This window comes from Prochlorococcus sp. MIT 1306 (genome assembly GCF_047304515.1).
Classification (GTDB): Bacteria; Cyanobacteriota; Cyanobacteriia; order PCC-6307; family Cyanobiaceae; genus Prochlorococcus; species Prochlorococcus marinus_D.
In genome coordinates this window covers 1,352,670-1,372,496 of sequence record NZ_CP138959.1, presented here as the reverse complement: position 1 = coordinate 1,372,496, position 19,827 = coordinate 1,352,670, and the positions used below count along the sequence as shown (strand labels likewise).

20 protein-coding genes and 1 tRNA gene are annotated in these 19,827 nt (G+C 51.4%); 11 read left to right on the top strand and 10 right to left on the bottom strand.

The genetic code is table 11. The features are described from left to right. Positions 1–118 precede the first annotated feature (118 nt). From SIB74_RS06975 to SIB74_RS06945, 7 genes are all read left to right on the top strand, one after another. Positions 119–382, top strand: a complete 264-nt coding sequence (locus tag SIB74_RS06975) for a hypothetical protein (RefSeq protein WP_156486084.1) — start codon at positions 119–121, stop codon at positions 380–382. 221 nt (positions 383–603) lie between these two features. Beyond that, positions 604–783 (top strand): hypothetical protein, encoded by a 180-nt coding sequence (locus SIB74_RS06970; protein ID WP_156486083.1) that lies wholly within the window; start codon positions 604–606, stop codon positions 781–783. A 448-nt stretch (positions 784–1,231) separates the two neighbouring features. Further along, on the top strand, positions 1,232–3,109 hold the full coding sequence (ftsH, locus tag SIB74_RS06965) for an ATP-dependent zinc metalloprotease FtsH (protein WP_063395479.1): 1,878 nt from the start codon (positions 1,232–1,234) through the stop codon (positions 3,107–3,109). A gap of 54 nt (positions 3,110–3,163) precedes the next feature. Then, on the top strand, positions 3,164–4,120 hold the full coding sequence (gene argF, locus SIB74_RS06960; protein ID WP_063395478.1) for an ornithine carbamoyltransferase: 957 nt from the start codon (positions 3,164–3,166) through the stop codon (positions 4,118–4,120). Positions 4,121–4,255: 135 nt separating this feature from the next. Continuing rightward, positions 4,256–4,879, top strand: coding sequence for a transcriptional repressor LexA (lexA, locus tag SIB74_RS06955; protein ID WP_063395477.1), 624 nt, complete (start codon positions 4,256–4,258; stop codon positions 4,877–4,879). Between the two features lie 61 nt (positions 4,880–4,940). Further along, positions 4,941–5,013, top strand: a tRNA-Ala gene (locus tag SIB74_RS06950). A gap of 1,570 nt (positions 5,014–6,583) precedes the next feature. Continuing rightward, positions 6,584–6,871, top strand: a complete 288-nt coding sequence (locus tag SIB74_RS06945; protein ID WP_063395476.1) for a hypothetical protein — start codon at positions 6,584–6,586, stop codon at positions 6,869–6,871. Positions 6,872–7,203: 332 nt separating this feature from the next. Here the strand turns inward: SIB74_RS06945 and SIB74_RS06940 are convergent, their stop codons facing one another. The 4 genes from SIB74_RS06940 to SIB74_RS06925 form a co-directional block, all read right to left on the bottom strand. After that, positions 7,204–7,449: a hypothetical protein gene (locus SIB74_RS06940; RefSeq protein WP_011826536.1), complete on the bottom strand. Its 246-nt coding sequence runs from the start codon at positions 7,447–7,449 to the stop codon at positions 7,204–7,206. Between the two features lie 252 nt (positions 7,450–7,701). Beyond that, positions 7,702–8,280, bottom strand: a complete 579-nt coding sequence (def, locus tag SIB74_RS06935) for a peptide deformylase (RefSeq protein WP_063395475.1) — start codon at positions 8,278–8,280, stop codon at positions 7,702–7,704. A gap of 128 nt (positions 8,281–8,408) precedes the next feature. Next, entirely contained in the window at positions 8,409–9,068 is a 660-nt protein-coding gene (locus SIB74_RS06930) for an alpha/beta family hydrolase (RefSeq protein ID WP_063395474.1), read from the bottom strand. Positions 9,069–9,432: 364 nt separating this feature from the next. Then, a complete protein-coding gene (locus tag SIB74_RS06925; RefSeq protein WP_063395473.1) occupies positions 9,433–10,416 on the bottom strand; it encodes a 3'-5' exonuclease in 984 nt (327 codons plus the stop codon). 41 nt (positions 10,417–10,457) lie between these two features. On the opposite strand from SIB74_RS06925, the gene SIB74_RS06920 reads away from it, so the two are divergent. Together SIB74_RS06920 and SIB74_RS06915 are read left to right on the top strand one after the other, a co-directional pair. After that, on the top strand, positions 10,458–10,919 hold the full coding sequence (locus tag SIB74_RS06920) for a peroxiredoxin (protein WP_063395472.1): 462 nt from the start codon (positions 10,458–10,460) through the stop codon (positions 10,917–10,919). Then, positions 10,916–11,644 carry a DUF1350 family protein gene (locus SIB74_RS06915; protein WP_063395471.1) on the top strand — a complete coding sequence of 243 codons (729 nt, stop codon included), beginning with the start codon at positions 10,916–10,918 and terminating at the stop codon, positions 11,642–11,644. The genes SIB74_RS06920 and SIB74_RS06915 overlap by 4 nt, the downstream gene beginning before the upstream one ends. 12 nt (positions 11,645–11,656) lie before the next feature. On the opposite strand, the gene acs is transcribed toward SIB74_RS06915, so the two are convergent. Continuing rightward, positions 11,657–13,633 carry an acetate--CoA ligase gene (gene acs / locus SIB74_RS06910; RefSeq protein WP_063395470.1) on the bottom strand — a complete coding sequence of 659 codons (1,977 nt, stop codon included), beginning with the start codon at positions 13,631–13,633 and terminating at the stop codon, positions 11,657–11,659. 202 nt (positions 13,634–13,835) lie between these two features. Here acs and SIB74_RS06905 point away from each other — a divergent pair, with 202 nt between their 5' ends. Continuing rightward, positions 13,836–14,060, top strand: a complete 225-nt coding sequence (locus tag SIB74_RS06905; protein WP_063395469.1) for a hypothetical protein — start codon at positions 13,836–13,838, stop codon at positions 14,058–14,060. Positions 14,061–14,601: 541 nt separating this feature from the next. Then, entirely contained in the window at positions 14,602–15,279 is a 678-nt protein-coding gene (locus SIB74_RS06900; RefSeq protein WP_063395468.1) for an HAD family hydrolase, read from the top strand. 5 nt (positions 15,280–15,284) lie between these two features. On the opposite strand, the gene sds is transcribed toward SIB74_RS06900, so the two are convergent. The 5 genes from sds to SIB74_RS06875 are packed head-to-tail and all read right to left on the bottom strand — an operon-like array spanning position 15,285 to position 19,776. Next, the gene (gene sds / locus SIB74_RS06895) at positions 15,285–16,256 is read right to left on the bottom strand and encodes a solanesyl diphosphate synthase (protein ID WP_011826520.1); all 972 of its coding nucleotides are present in this window, start codon (positions 16,254–16,256) and stop codon (positions 15,285–15,287) included. A gap of 22 nt (positions 16,257–16,278) precedes the next feature. Further along, a complete protein-coding gene (gene murI, locus SIB74_RS06890) occupies positions 16,279–17,085 on the bottom strand; it encodes a glutamate racemase (RefSeq protein WP_063395467.1) in 807 nt (268 codons plus the stop codon). Then, positions 17,082–18,176: an N-acetylmuramoyl-L-alanine amidase gene (locus SIB74_RS06885; protein WP_063395466.1), complete on the bottom strand. Its 1,095-nt coding sequence runs from the start codon at positions 18,174–18,176 to the stop codon at positions 17,082–17,084. The genes murI and SIB74_RS06885 overlap by 4 nt, the downstream gene beginning before the upstream one ends. 4 nt (positions 18,177–18,180) lie before the next feature. Beyond that, entirely contained in the window at positions 18,181–19,002 is an 822-nt protein-coding gene (locus SIB74_RS06880; protein ID WP_063395465.1) for a carbon-nitrogen hydrolase family protein, read from the bottom strand. A gap of 42 nt (positions 19,003–19,044) precedes the next feature. Beyond that, positions 19,045–19,776, bottom strand: a complete 732-nt coding sequence (locus SIB74_RS06875; protein WP_063395464.1) for a 2-phosphosulfolactate phosphatase family protein — start codon at positions 19,774–19,776, stop codon at positions 19,045–19,047. Between the last annotated feature and the right edge of the window lie 51 nt (positions 19,777–19,827).

Here is a 19,827-nt window from a genome sequence, read left to right as displayed (position 1 = left end):
AAGTAAGTCTCAACAGCATCCCAAGTCTGCTCTGATTCTAACGAAAACTCATGATTTGACTTCGTGTTTTCAGTGATACCCCAAGCGCTGGCAGAGTCGTTCTCCATTAAGACGTTTGTTGCCGTATCCATCAGCAGAGCAAGTGGTGGATATGGCCATAGCTCATCTGGCTGAAGAGGAGAACATGGAGGCAGCAACATGGCAGGAAGACCTTTGGAACTCTCTAAATAGTCAAGATGTGATTTTGCTGAGTGCAGTCCTTCGCAATAAAGGCATTGAGATCTTGAGCAAACTCGAAATAGGCGACCTCTATCGCTCTCGAAATACTGGATTGTCCCGCCTTTTGCGCTTAAGTAAAATGGATGGTACTTCATGGCGGTGAGTTTTTTTCGTTGCTTAGATCAGTAGACTTCAGGGCCGACCTGTTGATGCTTCAACGCCTGAAGTTTGTATCGGTACTGGTCTTTCTAAGAAGTCAAGATGACTTGTATTTTAGACATTTATGAATAGAGATATCAGCATTTATTTGATCTTGACACGCCCGTGAGAAATTACCTTGTTGGGGTTGCCTTGCCACTGCAGTTGAAGGATATGGATTTGTGAATGCCTGCAGGAGAATGCAGCCGATTGGTTGCGGTAACAGTCAAGTGCGGTTTAGGTTTTAACGATGAAGCGAATGCCTCCCTTTTATTTAATGAATCCTATCCCACTTTCTTGGTGGTTGAATGTTTGATTAATAATAATAAAGCACCTAAGTTGCATCGCTTAGGCGCAATTGCTTGAGAGTAAATACCTTCATGGCATTGGTTTGCTCTCATGGCCAAAGAAAATGTCTTGCTTCTACAGAAGTTAAATTTATTGTTCAGGCAGAGCTTTTCAGAAGAGGGCTGACATCAAGACTTGTGGTGCCAATGCACTACAAGATTCTCTTTTTGCCCTAGGGGTGTCGTTGGTTGCCTTGAAACTGCCTTTGCAGCATCGGTTTCACAAGTATTCAGATGGCAGTTAATGGCTTGGTTTGGGGAAAATAAGTGCCTTTGATTGGCAGTGAACTCCTAAAAACCCTTAGCGAAAAGGCTTTGTCTTAGCGGCCACTGACAACGATGCATTGATGTCTCCAAGGCAGCCAGCAGCGCTTCGTTTGTGGTGACGTTCGGTTCTCACACCAGTAAAGGCAAGCGCTTACAGATTGATCGTCTTAGCGTGACAGCCCGGAAATCAATTTTTTTCGATGGCGATCCGTGAGGATGACAACAAACCGAATCGACGCTTTGGCATCGTCAATTTGGTGTTGATCGGTTTCGGTGTTTTGTTGCTTTTCAGCAGCTTCTTACCCAATCCTGCTGCACAGGTGCCGAGGGTTCCCTACTCACTATTTATTGATCAGGTTGACGATGGCGCCGTGAAGCGGGCCTTCATCACTCAGGATCAGATCCGTTACGAACTGGCCAATCCTGAGGAGGGAGCACCGTCGTTGCTGGCCACGACGCCGATCTTCGATATGGATCTGCCCCAACGGTTGGAAAGCAAAGGAGTTGAATTTGCAGCAGCGCCGCCTAAGAAGCCCAATGTTTTCTCCACCATCCTCAGCTGGGTTGTGCCCCCGCTGATCTTCATCCTTGTACTGCAGTTTTTTGCCAGGCGTTCCATGGGTGGTGGTGGTGCCCAGGGAGCTCTTAGTTTCACTAAGAGCAAGGCTAAGGTTTATGTGCCTGATGAAGAGTCCAGAGTCACCTTTGCCGATGTGGCAGGGGTAGATGAGGCAAAGGATGAGCTCACTGAGATCGTTGATTTTCTCAAAACACCTGAGCGATATACAGAAATAGGCGCGCGCATTCCTAAGGGTGTGCTGCTTGTGGGCCCACCTGGTACAGGTAAGACCTTGCTCTCTAAGGCCGTTGCTGGGGAGGCAGAGGTTCCCTTTTTCATTATTTCTGGTTCGGAGTTTGTCGAGCTGTTTGTCGGCGCTGGTGCGGCCCGCGTGAGGGACCTGTTTGAGCAGGCCAAGAAGAAGGCTCCTTGCATCATCTTCATCGATGAACTTGATGCCATCGGTAAAAGTCGTTCTGGCTCAATGGGTGTCGTGGGAGGCAATGATGAGCGGGAGCAGACCCTTAACCAGCTGCTCACGGAAATGGATGGCTTCTCGTCCACCGATAAGCCCGTCATCGTGTTGGCCGCGACCAACCAGCCCGAGGTCCTTGATGCAGCCCTGCTCAGGCCTGGTCGTTTTGACCGACAGGTTCTTGTGGACCGCCCAGACCTCTCTGGCCGCAAGACGATTCTCGAGATCTATGTCAAGAAAGTGAAATTGGCCGAAGGGGTTGATTTAGACCGCATCGCTCAGGCAACCAGCGGTTTTGCTGGAGCTGATCTGGCCAATGTGGTGAACGAAGCGGCCTTGTTAGCGGCTCGTGGCAAACGAAAAGAGGTAGAGCTGAAGGATCTCAACGAAGCGATCGAGCGTGTTGTGGCAGGCCTTGAGAAGAAGAGCCGAGTGCTCCAGGATGATGAGAAGAAGGTTGTGGCCTATCACGAAGTGGGGCACGCCATCGTTGGACACCTGATGCCTGGCGGTAGCAAGGTTGCCAAGATTTCAATCGTGCCAAGGGGGATGAGTGCTCTTGGCTACACCTTGCAGTTGCCTACTGAGGAGCGTTTCCTCAATTCCAAGCAAGACCTTGAAGGTCAGATTGCCACCTTGTTAGGAGGGCGTTCTGCAGAAGAAATCGTGTTTGGCAAGATCACCACTGGTGCTGCTAATGATCTACAGCGCGCTACTGACCTTGCTGAGCAGATGGTGGGGACTTATGGGATGAGCGATATTTTGGGCCCTCTGGCTTATGACAAGCAAGGTGGGGGGCGTTTCCTTGGTGGTAACAACAATCCACGCCGAGTTGTGAGTGATGCCACTGCTCAGGCCATTGATAAGGAGGTGAGGAGTTTGGTGGATCAAGGTCATGAGAGTGCCCTTTCGATTCTTCGGCATAACCTCGCCTTGCTGGAGACCATCGCCCAGAAGATCCTTGAAAAGGAAGTTATCGAAGGCGATGAGCTGATCGAGATGCTCGATTCCAGCGCTCTCCCTAGAGGTGTTGTTGTTGCCTAAAGGCTTGACGTCAGGGGGGCTGGTCTCCGATAAAGACTCTTTGAAGCTTCCCTAATGGCTGTCAATCCCCAAGGTGTTGCAGCCGTCCTTGCTGACCTCAAGGGTCGAGACTTTCTTTCCTGCGCTGATTTCACTGCGGAGCAGACGGTTGCCTTGCTTGAGCTTTCCCGTCAGCTCAAGAGCGGTGATCGTCGCATTGATTTGGGAAATCGAGTTCTCGGATTGATTTTTACGAAGGCATCGACGCGCACACGAGTGAGCTTTCAGGTCGCGATGGCACGCCTTGGCGGGCAAACGGTGGATCTCAATCCTCAGGTGACCCAATTGGGCCGGGGCGAACCGCTTGAAGACACGGCGAGAGTGTTGAGTCGTTTCTGTGATGTGATCGCGGTGCGGACCTTTGCTCAGCAGGAACTGCTGGATTACGCCCATTGGGCTTCGATTCCGGTGCTCAATGCTTTGACTGATTTGGAGCATCCCTGTCAGGCAATGGCTGATTTCCTAACGATTCAAGAGGCTCTCGGGTCATTAACGGGCCAGACCTTGGCCTATGTGGGTGATGGTAATAACGTCTCACATTCTTTGATGCTCTGCGGCGCTCTCTTGGGGGTCAACGTTCGGATTGGCTGCCCGCAGGGATTTGAACCTCTGCCAGAAGTGATTGATCAGGCCCGCAACTTGGCAGTGGCTGATGCTCGTATTGAAGTGATGACAGATCCAGTTGATGCAGTGCGAGGTGCGCAGGCGTTGTACACCGATGTTTGGGCCTCGATGGGACAGGAACAGGAACAGTCGCAGCGGGAAGAGGCCTTTCGTGGTTTCTGCCTCAATGAGGATTTGCTTGCTCAGGCAGATCCCAACGCGATCGTGTTGCACTGCCTACCGGCTCATCGAGGGGAGGAGATCAGTTCAGCTGTGATGGAATGTGAGGCCAGTCGAATCTTCGATCAAGCTGAAAATCGTTTGCATGTTCAGCAAGCTTTGCTTGCGGCCGTGCTTGGTGGTCTCTAGTTCCAGGCTGGATGGGTGCTTTCGGTTTTGAGCACTCTGGTCAACTCAGGATCGTCTTGCGGCTGCACTGTTTGGTGTTTAAACCCTTGCCAGATTCAGTGTCTATAGGTACACATGTATTGACGAATCAATGCATTGCCGTTGGCTGCCTCTTCTCCTGAGTTGCTTACTTCTGCCCAGCAGGAGCTTTATGACTGGTTGGCCGATTACATCGGCAGCCATCACCACAGCCCTTCGATTCGACAGATGATGCAGGCCATGGGTCTGCGCTCACCAGCTCCGGTGCAGAGCCGGCTTCGACATTTGCAGCAGAAGGGATGGATCACTTGGCAGGAAGGGCAGGCGCGTACCTTGCAGCTGCTTGGTGGGTTGGTGTCCGGTATCCCCGTATTGGGGGCAGTCGCCGCTGGTGGTTTGGTGGAGACGTTTGATGATGTTCAGGAGCGGTTAGATCTTGCACCAGTTTTGGAGACCCGTGGCCTGTTTGCGCTCACCGTGAATGGAGATTCGATGGTGGATGCCTACATTGCAGATGGCGATGTGGTTTTGATGGAGCCAGTGCCTGAGCCTTCGCGGCTGCGAGATGGAACGGTGGTGAGTGCACTTGTGCCAGGAAGTGGCACCACGCTGAAGCACTTTCACCGCAACGGCGCTTCGGTGCGGCTTGAGGCCGCCAATACTGCTTATGAGCCGATTGAGCTACCAGCCGATCAGGTACAGGTGCAGGGAAAGCTCGTGGCTGTTTGGCGTCAGGTTTGAGGCCTTGCCGTTGTAAGCTCTGTTTTGACGGCGGTACGAGCCCAGTGTTACCGGCGTTTATGGGGCCATAGCTCAGCTGGTAGAGCACCTGCATGGCATGCAGGGGGTCAGGAGTTCGAGTCTCCTTGGCTCCATTCAATTTCCCAGGTAGAGCCTGGGCTTTCTTGTCTCTAGGATGATTCACGCCACCCACTGCTAGAGCAAGTTATTGCACTTTTTTATACTACTTTTTGCACTTGGGATGACCTCTTGCTTAAACGGCTAGTGAGCAGTGCAAGAACTAGAAGCAAGAAGAAGAGGGTTTCACCAGGTCAACAACGATTGTCATGGGATTGGGATCTAAGGCTCAATAAAATTCCTGAGGATTGTTCTCAAGTTGCAGTCAAGTTTAGTGGCACAAATGGAATCAGAGATAGTTGTATTTCGTTCAGCTTCTGATGATTAGTTGAGGAGAAAAAGGTATTAGTTAGAGGCGAGAGGTCGCTAGCCAGTTTTGTGGTGTCAAGTCAATAACATCAGAGTTGGCTGCGACCAACTGCACGCCAGTCTAAGTCTCTAATTGGCAAACAGGTGCCAGGTATCGGATGGCTAATCACCTTCACTTGCGGCTCAAGCCAGCCCATGCAAGGAGCTACCGAGGCTCATGCATTTCTCTGGGGGAGCAGCAAGATGAGTGAAGTACAAGTCTCACTAATGGCCCGTTTCGTTGCTTTTGGTCTGCTGACATTGCTGTTTTGCTGAGGTTCTACAGGTGCCCAGGTCCGCTTCGATGACTGTGAGCCTTCCTCCGCTGGAGGCGTTACCTGCAACACCGTTCCTGAAGGAAATACCCGGATGCAGATGATTGATGGTGAAAGCGGTTTGCTCGATGAGGCCAGCCCAGGCTGGTCGGAATATGACCCTTATCAGGGATATGAAGACATGCTGGATGACAATCAGAGCTGATGCGACTGGAGCAACTCGGCAAGAACACTGCAGCCAATCCATTTGAGCGTGTTGCCAAGCTTTAAGAGCCACCCTGATGGCGGATGGCCAGCTTCTCGAAGCAATGGAGCGAGATGTCTTCAGAGAGGTTGAGAGACAAACAACGCCTTCCTTGGGATTGGGGTTCAATCAAATTTCATAGGACTGGTTGTCGATAGTGGCAAGCTTCAAAAAAACAATCGAATCAAGCATGGCGATAATCAGTTTTTTTCTTGGATTTAGTTATAAAGACAGAGCCCAAGATAGGCTTAACAATTGATGCGTGGTTATTTGTGTCGAATCATCATTGCCAGGCTTATCTCCCCCAAATAGTAAATTTAATTGAGAATTGAATAGACAAGCAGAGGCTAGTTAATAGATCGCTCATCTTTCAGTATTAGGCAGTCTTGTCCAGGTTAATTGTGCTGAGATTAGATGCTAGTTCGATAGCTTATGTCCACAGAAAAGTCCTCGTGCTAATAAATTTTACTTATTATTGGAGAGCTACATAATGTGATTGATTCAGGATCATTTAAGAGACTTCCTTGAGCAGTAGCTTGACGAGATAAGTATTTGATCAGTGGCTTGATTGGATGTTTTGGGCAACACTGGCCTGTTCACACCATGGTGATTTCGCCTAAGAAAACTATCATTAAGCTGCGCAACTCGTCCATGCTAACAAGTAATGCCAACAAGATATAATTCTTTTACCAACCATTGTCATCGTCGCCTTTTCTTTCTATGGCTGACACATCAGACCAGCCGATCATTGACATTTCTGCCGAAACGACGGAAACCCACCCTCTGCTCAATGACGAGGATATTCATGAAAAAGTGGCTGAGCGTCTCAAGCACTCAAAAGAATTTGGAGCTTTGGTTTGGGAGGCTACTAAGGAATACTTGCAAAAAATGAACCTTACTCCACAAGAGAAGTCAAATGTAAGTGACTGGCTGGCCAGTAAAAAAGATAAATTACAACAATCAGTTGTTGCGAAATTGAATGATCTTCACCAAGGTGATCGAAAGTAGTTGTTGTATTTGCAAAAAAGTTACTGCTTGAATCTGGCTTGATGTGCTGATTGCGATGCTTTGTTTTTGATCGATAAGCCAGCCCATGATTCCAGTTTTCTGACTGCCAATCAGGTTGATAGCGATGATACATAGGTCTTCAGAGATGCCTTTCTCTTGGTCGTATGTATTTTGTATTGCCTGCCTGCATGATCGGCTTGCAGGTTTTTATGCTAACCGCAAAGTCCTTTCTCGCTCAATGAGTCGTTGTCATTAACCTGTCTACGTTTAGTGGAATTCTATATCGTGGCATCTAGAGCAGTTGCTAATAAGTAAAACCATCAGTGCTGGTTTTACTCACTGTCCTTCAGATTTTCTAATTCAATGGAGAAGTGATATAGGGCGATGCCAAGAAATGCACCAAAGACAACTTGGCCGTCGGCATTAGGTGCGATTTCTGTCGCAACGATCAGGATGAAACTAGTTAATGTCAAGGCGCGTAGAGTGCGTCGCTTTATTGCTCTATTCCTCAGCCTTTTGTGGAGCAGGGAATTGGTCTCACTCATCCACTGTTCAAGCTGTTCTCTGGATTTAGTCACTCCTAAGTCGTCAGCAGCTGTTGATTTCTCATCTTACTGTGCTTTGTCTAAGCTTTTCAGTGTGTGCACTAACAGTCCGATCAATAGTCCAGAAAACGTTCCCACAAGAATTTGTCCATCGTTGGGAGCAACTTCTAGCATCATGACAAATACAAAAACTGTCCATATTAATAGCTTTATGTTGACCATTATCATTGTTTAGCTCTTGGCTAATGATGGTGCGTTGTCTCTTTAAGAATAAGGTTTAATTTTTCAATCTGATCTGCTCTGTTGTGATGCTTTTTGCTCTGCCCTGGCAAGCTTCGCAATGATGCCAGCAGCTTCTAACTCCCCTGTGAAGCCAAATGAGGCAGAGTCAACCAGACGATCGGGAAACAAAACCCCGTCTAAGTGGTCACATTCATGTTGGATCACTCTTGCTGGGAATCCCTCAAGGCAATGCTCAATCTCTAAACCATCTTCATTGAGCGCCCTGTAGTGAATCCGACTCCAGCGGGACACCTTGCCCCGCAGGCCTGGCACACTCAAGCACCCCTCCCAACCATCTTCTAGATCAGAGCCGATTGTTGTTAAGACAGGATTAATCAGAAGTGTTTGTGGAATCGATGGGGCCTCGGGATAGCGGGGATTAGGGCCTCCTCCACCAAACAGCACCACTCTTAAAGGGATACCAATTTGGGGTGCGGCGAGTCCTGCTCCTTGATGGGCCTTCACCGTGTCTTGTAAATCCTTGATGAGTGAAATGATCAGCTCAGCAGAGACATCATCGACGACCTTGGACACTTGCCTCAATTGAGGGTTGCCCATACGCAGGATTTCCTTCACAGCCATGATTATTAACCTCCTTTTCTCTTTGCTGTAGTTCTCGCCAACACACCAAAACCAGCCACAAGGATGAGCAAGATTCTTTCAATGGACAATTGAGTTATCAGGTTCATTGTTTTGGTTTTTGTTCATGTTCAGCTGCTTAGCAGTCTCTTGCAAAAATTACTTGAGTGAGTTACTGCTGCGCTCCAGTTGTCGGCTTCAGTGAGTCCAGAGTTTCGGGTGGGTTTGAAGCTGTGATCCCCGGCAGGCATCCATTGCAAACAGACCTTTGGCGACAAAGTGTAGGTTTCCACCTCATCTTGTCGACCCATCCCATCGCGTTCGCCTTGCAAAACCAAGGTTGGTGTTTTTTGCACAGCAAGATGTTCAGTTCTCAACTGCTGAGGTTTCCCCAAGGGATGAAAGGGGTAACCCAGGCAGATGCAGCCAAGTACGTTCATTTTGGCTGAGAGTTCATCTGCCAGAAGACTGGCGACCCTGCCCCCCATCGACTTACCAGCGATGAAGACGGGCCGACTTGCAATTTCTATCTCCACTTGCTCAAGGAAGACTTGCTTCAATTTCGGCAATCGATCAGGGGGAGAGCGTTTGCCATTGATGCGTTGTTTAGCCATGTAGGCGAATTCAAAGCGCACCACTCGCCAACCGACCCCTGCTAAACCACTAGCTATCGCTGTCATGAAAGGGCTATCCATCGCTGCACCAGCCCCATGGGCTAAGAGCAGGGTGGCAGGAGCATCGCTTGAACCATTCACCAGGCGAGGGGTGGGATCCATCGATGATTTATTCATCTACGCATTCTCCTGATTTATGCCAGTTACGTAGACATACTTGGTGAGTCATCGGTTTTTGTCAGGAAGGAACGGAATGGCTCAATGAAAAAATCGTAGGAAGCTAATCAATGGGGTTGTGACCTAGGGCTGATCTAATCCCCGACAAAGAGTCGTAACTTATTAAGTGCAGTGTTTCTAATTGCCTACCGATCAGAACTTGCAAGCTTGATCACCTATTCCAAAGCGGCAGCAAGCAAGTGATGAGACGGTTAGGAGAGTTCAGCTCTTGACTAAGGAAATCAATCAGAATTCAACGCTATCGGAGCAAGGGTGTTTGGCAGCTCAACCTTTTCTCAAATGGATGATGCCATCGAAAGCAACGTTATGCACTCAATGGCTGCTCCTCTTGTTGATCAATGGAAACCACTTGGAATTCCAGCTTGGCGGCCTCTCGATTACTTAAGCGTCGAGTCCAGGCACCTTGAATTGGATCATTCCAACGAAACCCAGCTTCCTTGGCTAAGTGTCTTTGTGCATAAGACACCTGGGCACGCATCAAACGCCTTGGCTCTAGCCCATGAAGCAGCAGAGTTTCGAGATCCTTGCAACGGGCGAACACCTCGGCGAGATAAATGCAGTCGGTGAGAGCACGATGTGCGGCCCATACCGGCACGCCATAAGCGAGAGCTAAATCTCTTACAGAAGGCCTGGAACGAAGCTGACGATCAACTGGCCAAGCGATGTCTTCCATCGTGCACAGCCAGGGCTTGGAGACAGCTGGAAGCTGATCCTTCCCGAACCACTGACGATCGAAGCCAGCATTGTGAGCAACTAACAGATCAGCGGCATCCAGTAAGGCTTGGAAATAGTCCAGCCCTTGTCGCCAAGGCTGATCCAAGCGAGTGACCTCAGCGGGGATGCGATTGATTGATTCAGCCGCATTGGTTTCCACAGGTAGCAAAAAGGAATGCTGGGCAAGCACAGCACGCTGCGGTGCATGGAAAAGGATGGCTCCAACCTCTAGGCATTGACCTCGCTTCGGATCCAATCCAGTGGTTTCCGTATCGATGATCAGCAGCATCTCTGGCAGTGAGCTCAAAGCTTCTCGATGCAATGAAGGCAGTGCCACTGGTGCATGAGGTTGCGGTAAAGAGACAGCCTCTGAATTAGAGACAGCCTCTGAATTAGAGACAGCCTTTGAGGTAGAGACAGCCTTTGAGGTAGAGACAGCCTTTGAAGGAGTGACAACTGCCTCTTCTGCATTGAGATCGGGGAGAAGATCCAACTGACCAGCTCCAAAGAGATGCTGCTTTGCTTCCCCCACGCCGAGTTCATCGATCGATTGCTTGTATTCTCCCGCACCCATCAAGGGGCTCTCTAGGGTGCGTCATAGATGCGAGCTTCTGGATGGCCCTTCAAGTTGGTGATAAGGCTCCTGCCATTGATCTGGTCGATCAAAATGGCAACAAGCGGCGTAGTAATGATCTCAAAGGCAAAGTACTCGTGTTGTTTTTCTATCCCAAGGACGACACACCTGGATGTACAGCCGAAGCTTGTAGCTTTCGAGACAATTACTCAGTTTTTGCGAAACTCGGTTCTGAAGTCTGGGGGGTGAGTGGAGACGATGACATCAGTCATCGGCAATTTGCGGAACGACATGGCCTGCCCTATGCATTACTGAGCGACAAGGACAACACACTGCGGCGAGCCTTTGAAGTTCCTCGCACCCTTGGGATGCTGCCAAGCCGAGTTACTTACGTGATTGATGGCCAAGGAACAATCCGCCATATTTTTAATAATCTCCTCGATGGTCCTGCTCATATGCGTGAGGCATGTCGTGTCGTGGAGGAAATCAAAAAGAAACGATGACCAGATGGAGACGCCTCGGCAACGTCTGGGGACTATGGCCAGCTCAGCCAATCGCACTGGTCGAGATGGTGGGGGGCAGTTATTTGGCGGCGAGCCCCCAGCTCAGCTACCGACGATTGCTTGAAGGTTTAGCTGACCACAATCTGGCGGTTCATACTTGGGGCTATGTGCCAGGCTTCGACCATCAGGCTCAGGCCAATGAAGCTTGGAAACATTTGCGTCGTTGTCGACAACAACTTGAGGCCAGAGTCGGAGCCCTCCCCACACCCCTTCGCTTGGGCCATAGCCTTGGCTGCAAGTTGCATCTTCTAGCCCCAGATGGAGGTCGTAACAGCAGGGCTTTGGTGGCATTGAGCTTCAACAATTTCACGGCTGATCGTTCGATTCCCATGCTTCGCGAACTTGCACCAAAGCTTGGCTTTTACACGGAATTCAGCCCAAGCCCCAATGAAACATTGCGATTGATCCGCGAGAGTTACCACCAACCTCAGAACTTATTGGTGAGTTTTGGGGATGACAGCCTCGATCAGAGCCCAAGCCTTTTGCATAGTCTCCAGCAGCGAGTGGAAGATGCAACACAAAGCTTGCATCTTCCAGGCGATCACCTCACCCCGGCCAGTGCAGGGTTACGGCAGAACCTTCTCGGCGACTGGGCGGATGACTCCGCCCGGGCCGAGACTCTCAAGCAATTGGTGGAAACGATCTCCTCTTGGGCAAGTCCATGAACGAGGTTGTGATCAGGATCTAAGCCGATCCAGCACGGAGCGATCTTCCAGGGTGCTGGTATCACCCTTGACCTCCTCTCCAGCGGCCAAAGCCCGCAAGATACGGCGCATAATTTTGCCGCTGCGGGTCTTGGGTAAGGCATCACTGCAACGGATCTCATCAGGTCGAGCAATGGGGCCGATTTCCTTGCCCACATGAACACGAAGCTCCTGAATCAAAGCATCACTCACTTCCCTGCTTCCCTCCAAGGTGACGAAGGCCACGATCGCTTCACCTTTAAGGTCATCAGGCCTTCCAACCACTGCCGCTTCAGACACTGCCGGGTGACTCACCAATGCCGATTCGATTTCCATCGTGCCAAGACGATGGCCTGAAACGTTAATCACATCATCCACCCTGCCCATCACCCAGAAATAACCATCACCATCTCGACGAGCTCCATCGCCTGCGAAATAGATGAAACTGCCATCCTTAGGGCGTAAGTATTCCCAATAGCTCTCTCTAAAGCGTTGAGGATTTCCGTGCACGGTGCGCATCATTCCGGGCCAAGGACGTCGCACGATCAGATATCCACCATCGTCAACGGCTACCGGCTCGCCTTGTGCGTCAACCACATCAGCCTCAATACCTGGTAGGGGAAGGGTCGCAGATCCTGGTTTTGTTGGCGTCGCACCAGGTAATGGGCTGATCATTACTCCACCCGTCTCCGTTTGCCACCAAGTGTCGACAATTGGGCAACGATCACCACCGATCACCTCGCGATACCACATCCAGGCCTCAGGATTGATGGGTTCTCCGACGGTACCTAGCAAGCGCAGACTGCTCATGTCGTATTGATCGGGTACATCCCGACCACTTTTCATGAATGCCCGAATTGCCGTAGGTGCGGTGTAAAAAATCGTGATCCCGTGCTTCTGAATTAACTCCCAAAAGGCTCCAGGCTTGGATGGGCGTGGTGCCCCCTCATACATCACAGTTGTCGCCCCATTGGAAAGAGGCCCATAAACAATGTAGCTATGGCCAGTGATCCAGCCCACATCGGCTGTGCACCAGTAGACGTCTTCGTCGCGAATGTCGAAGATCCACTTGAAAGTGAGGTGAGCCCAGAGGTTATAGCCTGCCGTGCTGTGCACAACGCCCTTTGGCTTTCCAGTGGAGCCAGAGGTGTAGAGCACAAACAGGCGATCTTCACTCGCCATGGGTTCGGCCGCGCACTCTTGAGATTGAGCTGACACAAGCTCGTGCCACCACTGATCTCGACCAGGTTCCATCACCACGCTTTCTTTTGTGCGTTGCACCACCAGCACCGACGTCACGCTCGGGCAGGCACCCTCGGCTAATGCAGCATCCACTGCCGGCTTCAAGGCAACGGCCTTGTCCTTACGAAAACCACCATCAGCAGTGATCACGGCTTTGGCTTCACCATCCACCAAACGATCTCTAAGGGCTTCAGCGGAAAAGCCACCAAAGACAACAGAATGTGGGGCTCCGATACGGGCGCAAGCCAACATGGCAATGGCCGCTTCTGGGACCATTGGCATATAAAGGGCAACCAGGTCACCTTTGCCAATGCCAAGAGCTTTCAGCGCATTGGCAGCCCTGCACACTTCAGCATGAAGTTCTCGATAGGTGAAGCGCCGCACATCACCTGGCTCTCCTTCCCAGATCAGGGCTGTTTTGTCTGCCTTCGGGCCATTGAGATGGCGATCAAGACAGTTGAAGGAAAGATTTGTCGTGCCTCCTTCAAACCAACGCGCAAAGGGAGGATTCGACCAATCGAGAACGCTATCAAAGGGTTCAAACCATTCCAGCTCAGTGCGGGCGGCTTCACCCCAAAAACTGTCAGGATCAGTTTTGGCTTGCTCTGCCATCCGACGATAGGCTTCCAGGCTGCCAACCATCGACTGTGAGGCCAGCTCTGCGGAGGGATGAAAGACGCGCTGCTCCTGCAGCACTGACTTAATGGTGCCGGATGGATCAGGGGACATAAGGCAATCAATGACCAGTGATTTTCCGCATTCAAGCGATTAAGAGCAGGGACTACAGCGCTGTGACACGCTTGTTTAAACGAATCCCATAAGCGACAGTCTCTGAAGGGCATCTAAATGAGTACAGATTGAAAGGGTAAAAGTCTGAAATAAGATAAAAATACGAAGCGCAATGATCAATTCAAAGTCTTTTCCTATCTGCTTGCAGGCCGCCAAATATAGTCGTAAAAAATACATTCCTGCTAACGGTGAAAAGAATGCTCATAGCAGCACAACGATGGACCAATTCTGCGGGCAATCCATTGACTCGCAATCACTTCAATATGAAACTTGTGATTATGTTGTAAAGTCGATTGTAAAAGTGATGCCGGCTGAGTTAATTCGTGTGATTGATAAACTTGAAAAATGCATTCATCCTCTGGCCTAGATACTAATAACACATACAGGTTTCGATCTTCATCAGGTCGGCTGTCTTGTGCTTCCAGAATGTCTTGAAACATCTCATCTGCATGATTGCTTGGTAGCCATATTCACTGCTTCAGTTGAGTGGAAGCTTAGAGATTTGTTTAATGCCTTGAATGGCAACTTTCTTTGAGTAAGGGGATTGTCTTGCTTAAGTTATCCCATCATGCTTGGCTTGTCTGACAAGTGTTTGTTTTTGCTTCAGGCAGATTTGTCTTTGGATTGACGATAAGATCCTCTGATAGGCCAATAAGCCGCAAGCCAAGTAGAGCCTACCTCTGAATGCAAAATCGCAGGTTTCAGCTAGAAATGCGATAGCTGCTTCTTTTCATGACTGATGACCAGTCTCTCTTGCTAGGTGAGCCACTTTTATAGGAAAGGTGTTAAAAGTATGAGTTGGGCCACACAACCTCCTGTTAAACCCTTGACAACTTGCATCCAATCGAAAATGACTGAGCTGGATATTGAGTTTTAATCAAGTCAATCGAGAGGGTGCGCATTGGTTCATGTCCTTCCCTGCGGCCTGCTTGTTTGATCTAGATGGAGTGTTGTTGGATACTGAACCTCTACATGCTCAGGCCTGGTCTCAAACAGCGGCTGTCTTTGCTACCAGTCTCAGTACAAGTCAGTTGTCGATGCTAAAAGGTCGGCGTCGTCTTGATTGTGCTCATCTGGTCAACAATTGGTTGAACACCCCGGTAGGGATCGAACAGCTCTTAGCCGTGCGCCAGCCGATCGCAAAGCACCTGCTCAGTCAGGCTAAAGCCATGCCTGGAGCAGAGGAACTGGTTCGCTGGTGCTACGACCACAGGCTGCCAATGGCCATGGCCTCCAGTAGTACGACAGATGCCGTGGCATTTAAAAGTATCCATCACAGCTGGCTTGCACTGATTAAGACTCGAGTTCTTGGCGATGATCTATCTCTTACAGCAGGCAAACCCGCTCCAGATCCTTATCTACTTGCCGCGCGGCGGCTGGCTGTCAAGCCGACTGCCTGTTGGGCATTGGAAGACTCTCAGGCCGGCACACAGGCTGCCCTAGCCGCAGGGTGTCATGTCTGGGTGCTGAGCGAAAATGAAGCCCACATCAATTGCGATGGCAAGTTTAAAGATGAGAATCCTCGTCAAATCGCTCAGTTAAAAACCGTTCTTGACCATCTCCAGCAGGCTTGGGATGCACTCTGAAAAGCTCAGTAGAGACGGCTTAAAACAAAATCAGGTAGTTCCATTAATGCACGCTGGCAAGGTGAATCTGGTAGCCAAGCGATAGCTTCACGAGATTCCCTGGCAAAATCTTCAGCCAACTGTCGGCTGCGTGAAATAGCCTGCGAATTACGCACCAGCTCAAGGGCTTGATCAAGATCGTCCTCTTCGCTGAACTCTCGCTCAATCAGACGAGCTAGAGCCAAATGCTCCTCTAGCGCATAGAGAGCCGGTGCCGTTAGATAGCCACTGGCTAAATCACTCGCGGCAGGTTTCCCTAATTGCTGTTCACTGCCTGTGAAGTCGAGGATGTCATCGACAACCTGAAAGGCGAGTCCAAGCTGGCGACCGAAGTGATGCAGTGATTTCTGATGCTCAACACTCTCACCACTGAGCACGCCGGCAGCCTGCACACTGTTGGCCATCAGAGAAGCCGTCTTGCAATAGCTCTTCTCCAGATATGTCGCAAATGATTGGCCGGTGTCATAGCGATAGAGGCCCTGCTTCACCTCCCCATCGGCGAGGTCCATGATCACCCGACTGAGAAGCTTGACCACAGCTAAGTTATCAAGATTAGCCAGATGCCAACTGGCCTGTGCGAATAGAAAATCACCTGCCAAAACCGCAACGCGATGATTGAAACGGCTATGAACAGTGGCCACGCCTCGGCGAGTGGCCGCCTCATCGACGACGTCGTCGTGAACAAGAGAAGCCGTGTGGATCATCTCGGTAATCTCCGCCAGCCGACGATGGCGGGCCGAGAGATCACCATCAGCAGATAAAGCTCTTGAGATCAACAGCACAATGCCCGGGCGAAGGCGTTTGCCCCCGGCACTGAATAAGTGCTCTGCCGCTGCTTGAAGAATGGGATGACCGGCACCAATCAAGCTGCGCAGATCAGTGAGCAGGGTCTCAAGATCCAGCTCGACCGGCTGCAGCAGCTCAGTAACGGTGGCCATGGATTCCCTCGGTGGAGTGATCTTACGAGGCGCAGGCAGGACATTGCAGTGAAACCAACTCAACTTGAGGACGCTCGCCCAACCATGGCGTAGCACGTGTGGCAAAGCCCTCGGGATTGGCAGTCACGCAGAACCGTGTAGAGGTCAGCGACAGTGATGTTCCCAATGGGATCGTTGGGCCACCCAACAGAACATCCAGCTCGCGCGCCACACCGATAGCAGGATCAATCAAACGCACATCTTGCGGCAAAATCTGACGCAAGATCGGTTCAAGAAGAGGATAGTGAGTGCATCCGAGAACCACTGCTTCCACCTGTGCAGCCAAGAGTGGATTCAGATACTCACGCGCCGCCTGATAAAGCTCCTCGCTGCTGAGTTGACCAGTTTCAATCAATGGCACAAAGGCAGGACATCCCTGCTCAATCACCATCGTGCCTGGTCGAGAGATCTCAATTTGTTTGCCATATGCGCCTGATGCAGCAGCAGCAGGAGTGGCCAGTACTCCCACACGCGCTTCCGAAAGCATGTTGGCTGCTGCCTCGATCAACCTCACGACAGGGATCCCTCCCGCAACCGCTTCAGCCACATCAGAAGCCAACGCATTCGTGGTGTTGCAAGCCATCACAACCGCAGTCACTTGCTGGTCTCGTAACCACTGGACAACTTCCTTGGCGATCACTCGGATTTCATGCGGCATGCGGTTTCCGTAAGGGACTCGGGCGGTATCACCGAGATAGAGGCAAGACACCTGCCCATGGCGCTCCAGCACTCGCCTGAGCACAGTCAGCCCACCCACGCCGCTATCAAATAATCCCAAGCGAGGCTTCAACGGACCCCCTGCAAATAGTTGAGGATGCCAGTAGCAATAGCCAGAGCCAACTTGCGGCGATGGGCTGCTGAAGCCAGCCGAGGAGCATCTAGCCGTCCGGTTAAAAAACCTGTCTCAACAAGGGCGGAGGGCATTGTGGTTCGCCGGATGACAAAGAAACGGCCCCGTCTGACCCCTCTGTTGGGGCTCCCAGGGGAGACGTTCAGCACCTGTTGCTGGATATGAGACGCCAGCCTGGCTGAACGGGAATCAGAGAAATAGAAGGTTTCGATTCCATTGACCTGTGGTCTGGACATGCTGATGGCATTGGCATGAATGCTTACAAATGCAGTAGCACCTACTCGATTGGCGATCGCCACTCTTGGCGGTAGATCCACATCCACATCAGCCGTGCGGGTCATGATGACCTGCACCCCTCGAGCTTCTAATAGCTGAGCCACCTGAAGGGAAACATCGAGAACAACATCCGTCTCACGCACACCGCGAATCCCTATGGCACCAGGGTCTGGACCACCATGACCAGGGTCAATGACAACTCTAAAGCGCCCGCGGGGGACATTCGGCAAACCAGAGGCATTGATAGGCGTCCGTGTGGGGGTAATCCGGATTCCAGGAGCCCATCGGCTCAAAGTTGATGCTGTCAGGTCTCCTTCACCGATAGGGCGAAGCCCACGGGTCGGTAAGCCTTCGAAGTTGAGCTTCCAGCGGTCCGGAGAGGTTCCTATCAGCTTGAGCTGATTTGGATTCAGAGAGATTGATGGTTTGAACTCAATCACCAGTCGAGTTGATCCAGGCGTTGGTTTCCCCAAACGAATCGCACGCACCGGCCCGCTACCCCGCAGGCTGCGAGAGCGGCTCAATTCGCCAGGAAAATCAATCCAGACCTTTGCTCCCTGGGCACCATCCGCTGGTTGAAAGAACGCTTCTAGACGAGCCCCTCTTGATGTACGCAACTGCAACACCCCGTCGCTTCCAAGTGCCCAGGCCGCTAAAGCGCTTGCCGCTCTGGCCGGCAACGCTGCCAAAACCAAAGGGATCTGCAAGGCACCAACCACCAGCAGGATGAGAGGGCGGGACGGAGCCGAGGCCATTGGCTCAGAACAGTGCTGACTGCCGGTGTTGGAGGCTTGGCATTTGCGCGCGAATGCGACCAATGTGCGAGTTGTCAACAGGAGCAATGGCTGCACCCTGACTCACCCCTGCATCAGCCAAGACGGTTCCCCAGGGATCAATCACCATGGCATGTCCATGGCTTTGTCGACGGCTGTAATGACGACCTGTCTGGGCAGGTGCAAGCACATAGGAGGTGTTCTCGATGGCCCTGGCCTGAAGTAAGACCTGCCAGTGATCTTTTCCGGTGAAAGCCGTGAAGGCTGCTGGAATCATCAATAACTCGGCGCCAGCACCGACGAGATGGCGATAGAGCTCAGGGAAGCGCACGTCGTAGCAGATGGATAGTCCCACTCGACATAGTCCTGGCACATCCACGACCGGGGGTAGTTCACGACCAGACGTAGTCGTGGCCGACTCCTGATAGGTGTTGCCTTCAGGTAGATCCACATCGAAGAGATGAATCTTGTCGTATCTCGCGAGCAGCTGACCATCACGACCGACCAATTCGGCTCTGTTGACCGTGTGATTGCTATCTCCTGCAGGTACAGGGAAGCCCCCGCCCAGAAGCACCACCTGGTAGCGCCTTGCCATGGTGACCAGAAAGCGGCTGCATTGCTGAGCTAAGTCTTGTGCCAGCTCCAGCCGTCGCTCGTCATCACCCATAAAGGCAAAATTTTCAGGTAATCCCACCAACTCCGCACCACGGCGGGCAGCCAGTTCGATCTGCTCCTCGGCAGCAGCAAAATTGAGCTCTGGCTCCGAGGTGCTCGTCAGCTGCAAAGCGGCTGCCAGAAAGTCGGTCACAGGGTTGAAACAGAGAGCGAGATTTTAGATCGCAGTGTGGTTTCAAGAGGCACAAAGGACTCCGGGTTTGACCTGAACAGGAACCACAGAAAGCCGATCCAATTCAGCACAACATCTGAAATCTGCATCGTGATCGCCAAGCCCAATTAAGCGTTGCCCATGGCTGGCTTGACGAAGACAGGCTTCTGGATCGTGCTTCCACTGCTGCCAAAGGGCTAGTGCAGCAGTGAGTTCGTCGTTCACGACACAAGCCTCATCAGCGGCAGCATCCAATAGCAAATCGGCTAATGCTCCGGCCGCCAAAGAATCCTCCAGGGAGTAGGCCCCTTCCCAGCCACTACCAACAATCCAAAGTTGCTCAGGTGGATCCATCAACAAGTGGTCTGCAACAGCTTTGCGGTTTGGTAGTGCCAAAGTGAATAAACGCTGAACCCCACGCACTCGCTGCAACGAGCGCGTGCCGTTAGTCGTGCTCATAAATAGTCTTTTGCCAGCCACTTGCTCGGGCACCACAGCGACGGGGGAATTCCCCAGATCAAATCCCTCAATGCGCTGTCCGCCTCGCTCACCAAGCATCAAACGGGAAGACTCCGGCCATTGAGCCGCGCTCTGCCTCAGTTGGTCCAAATCAGCAAAGGTTTCAACAGCTTCGGCACCGTTGTTTAAAGCCCAGGCGATGGTGGTGGTGGCTCTGAGAACGTCGATGACGACAGCAGCATCAGGCTCAGCCCCCTGAGGCACATCCGCGGCCACATGGAAATAAGCGAGCTGCATGGCCTCGATAGGGAACGACGTGCGCCACAGTAACTAGATCATTTTGCTGGC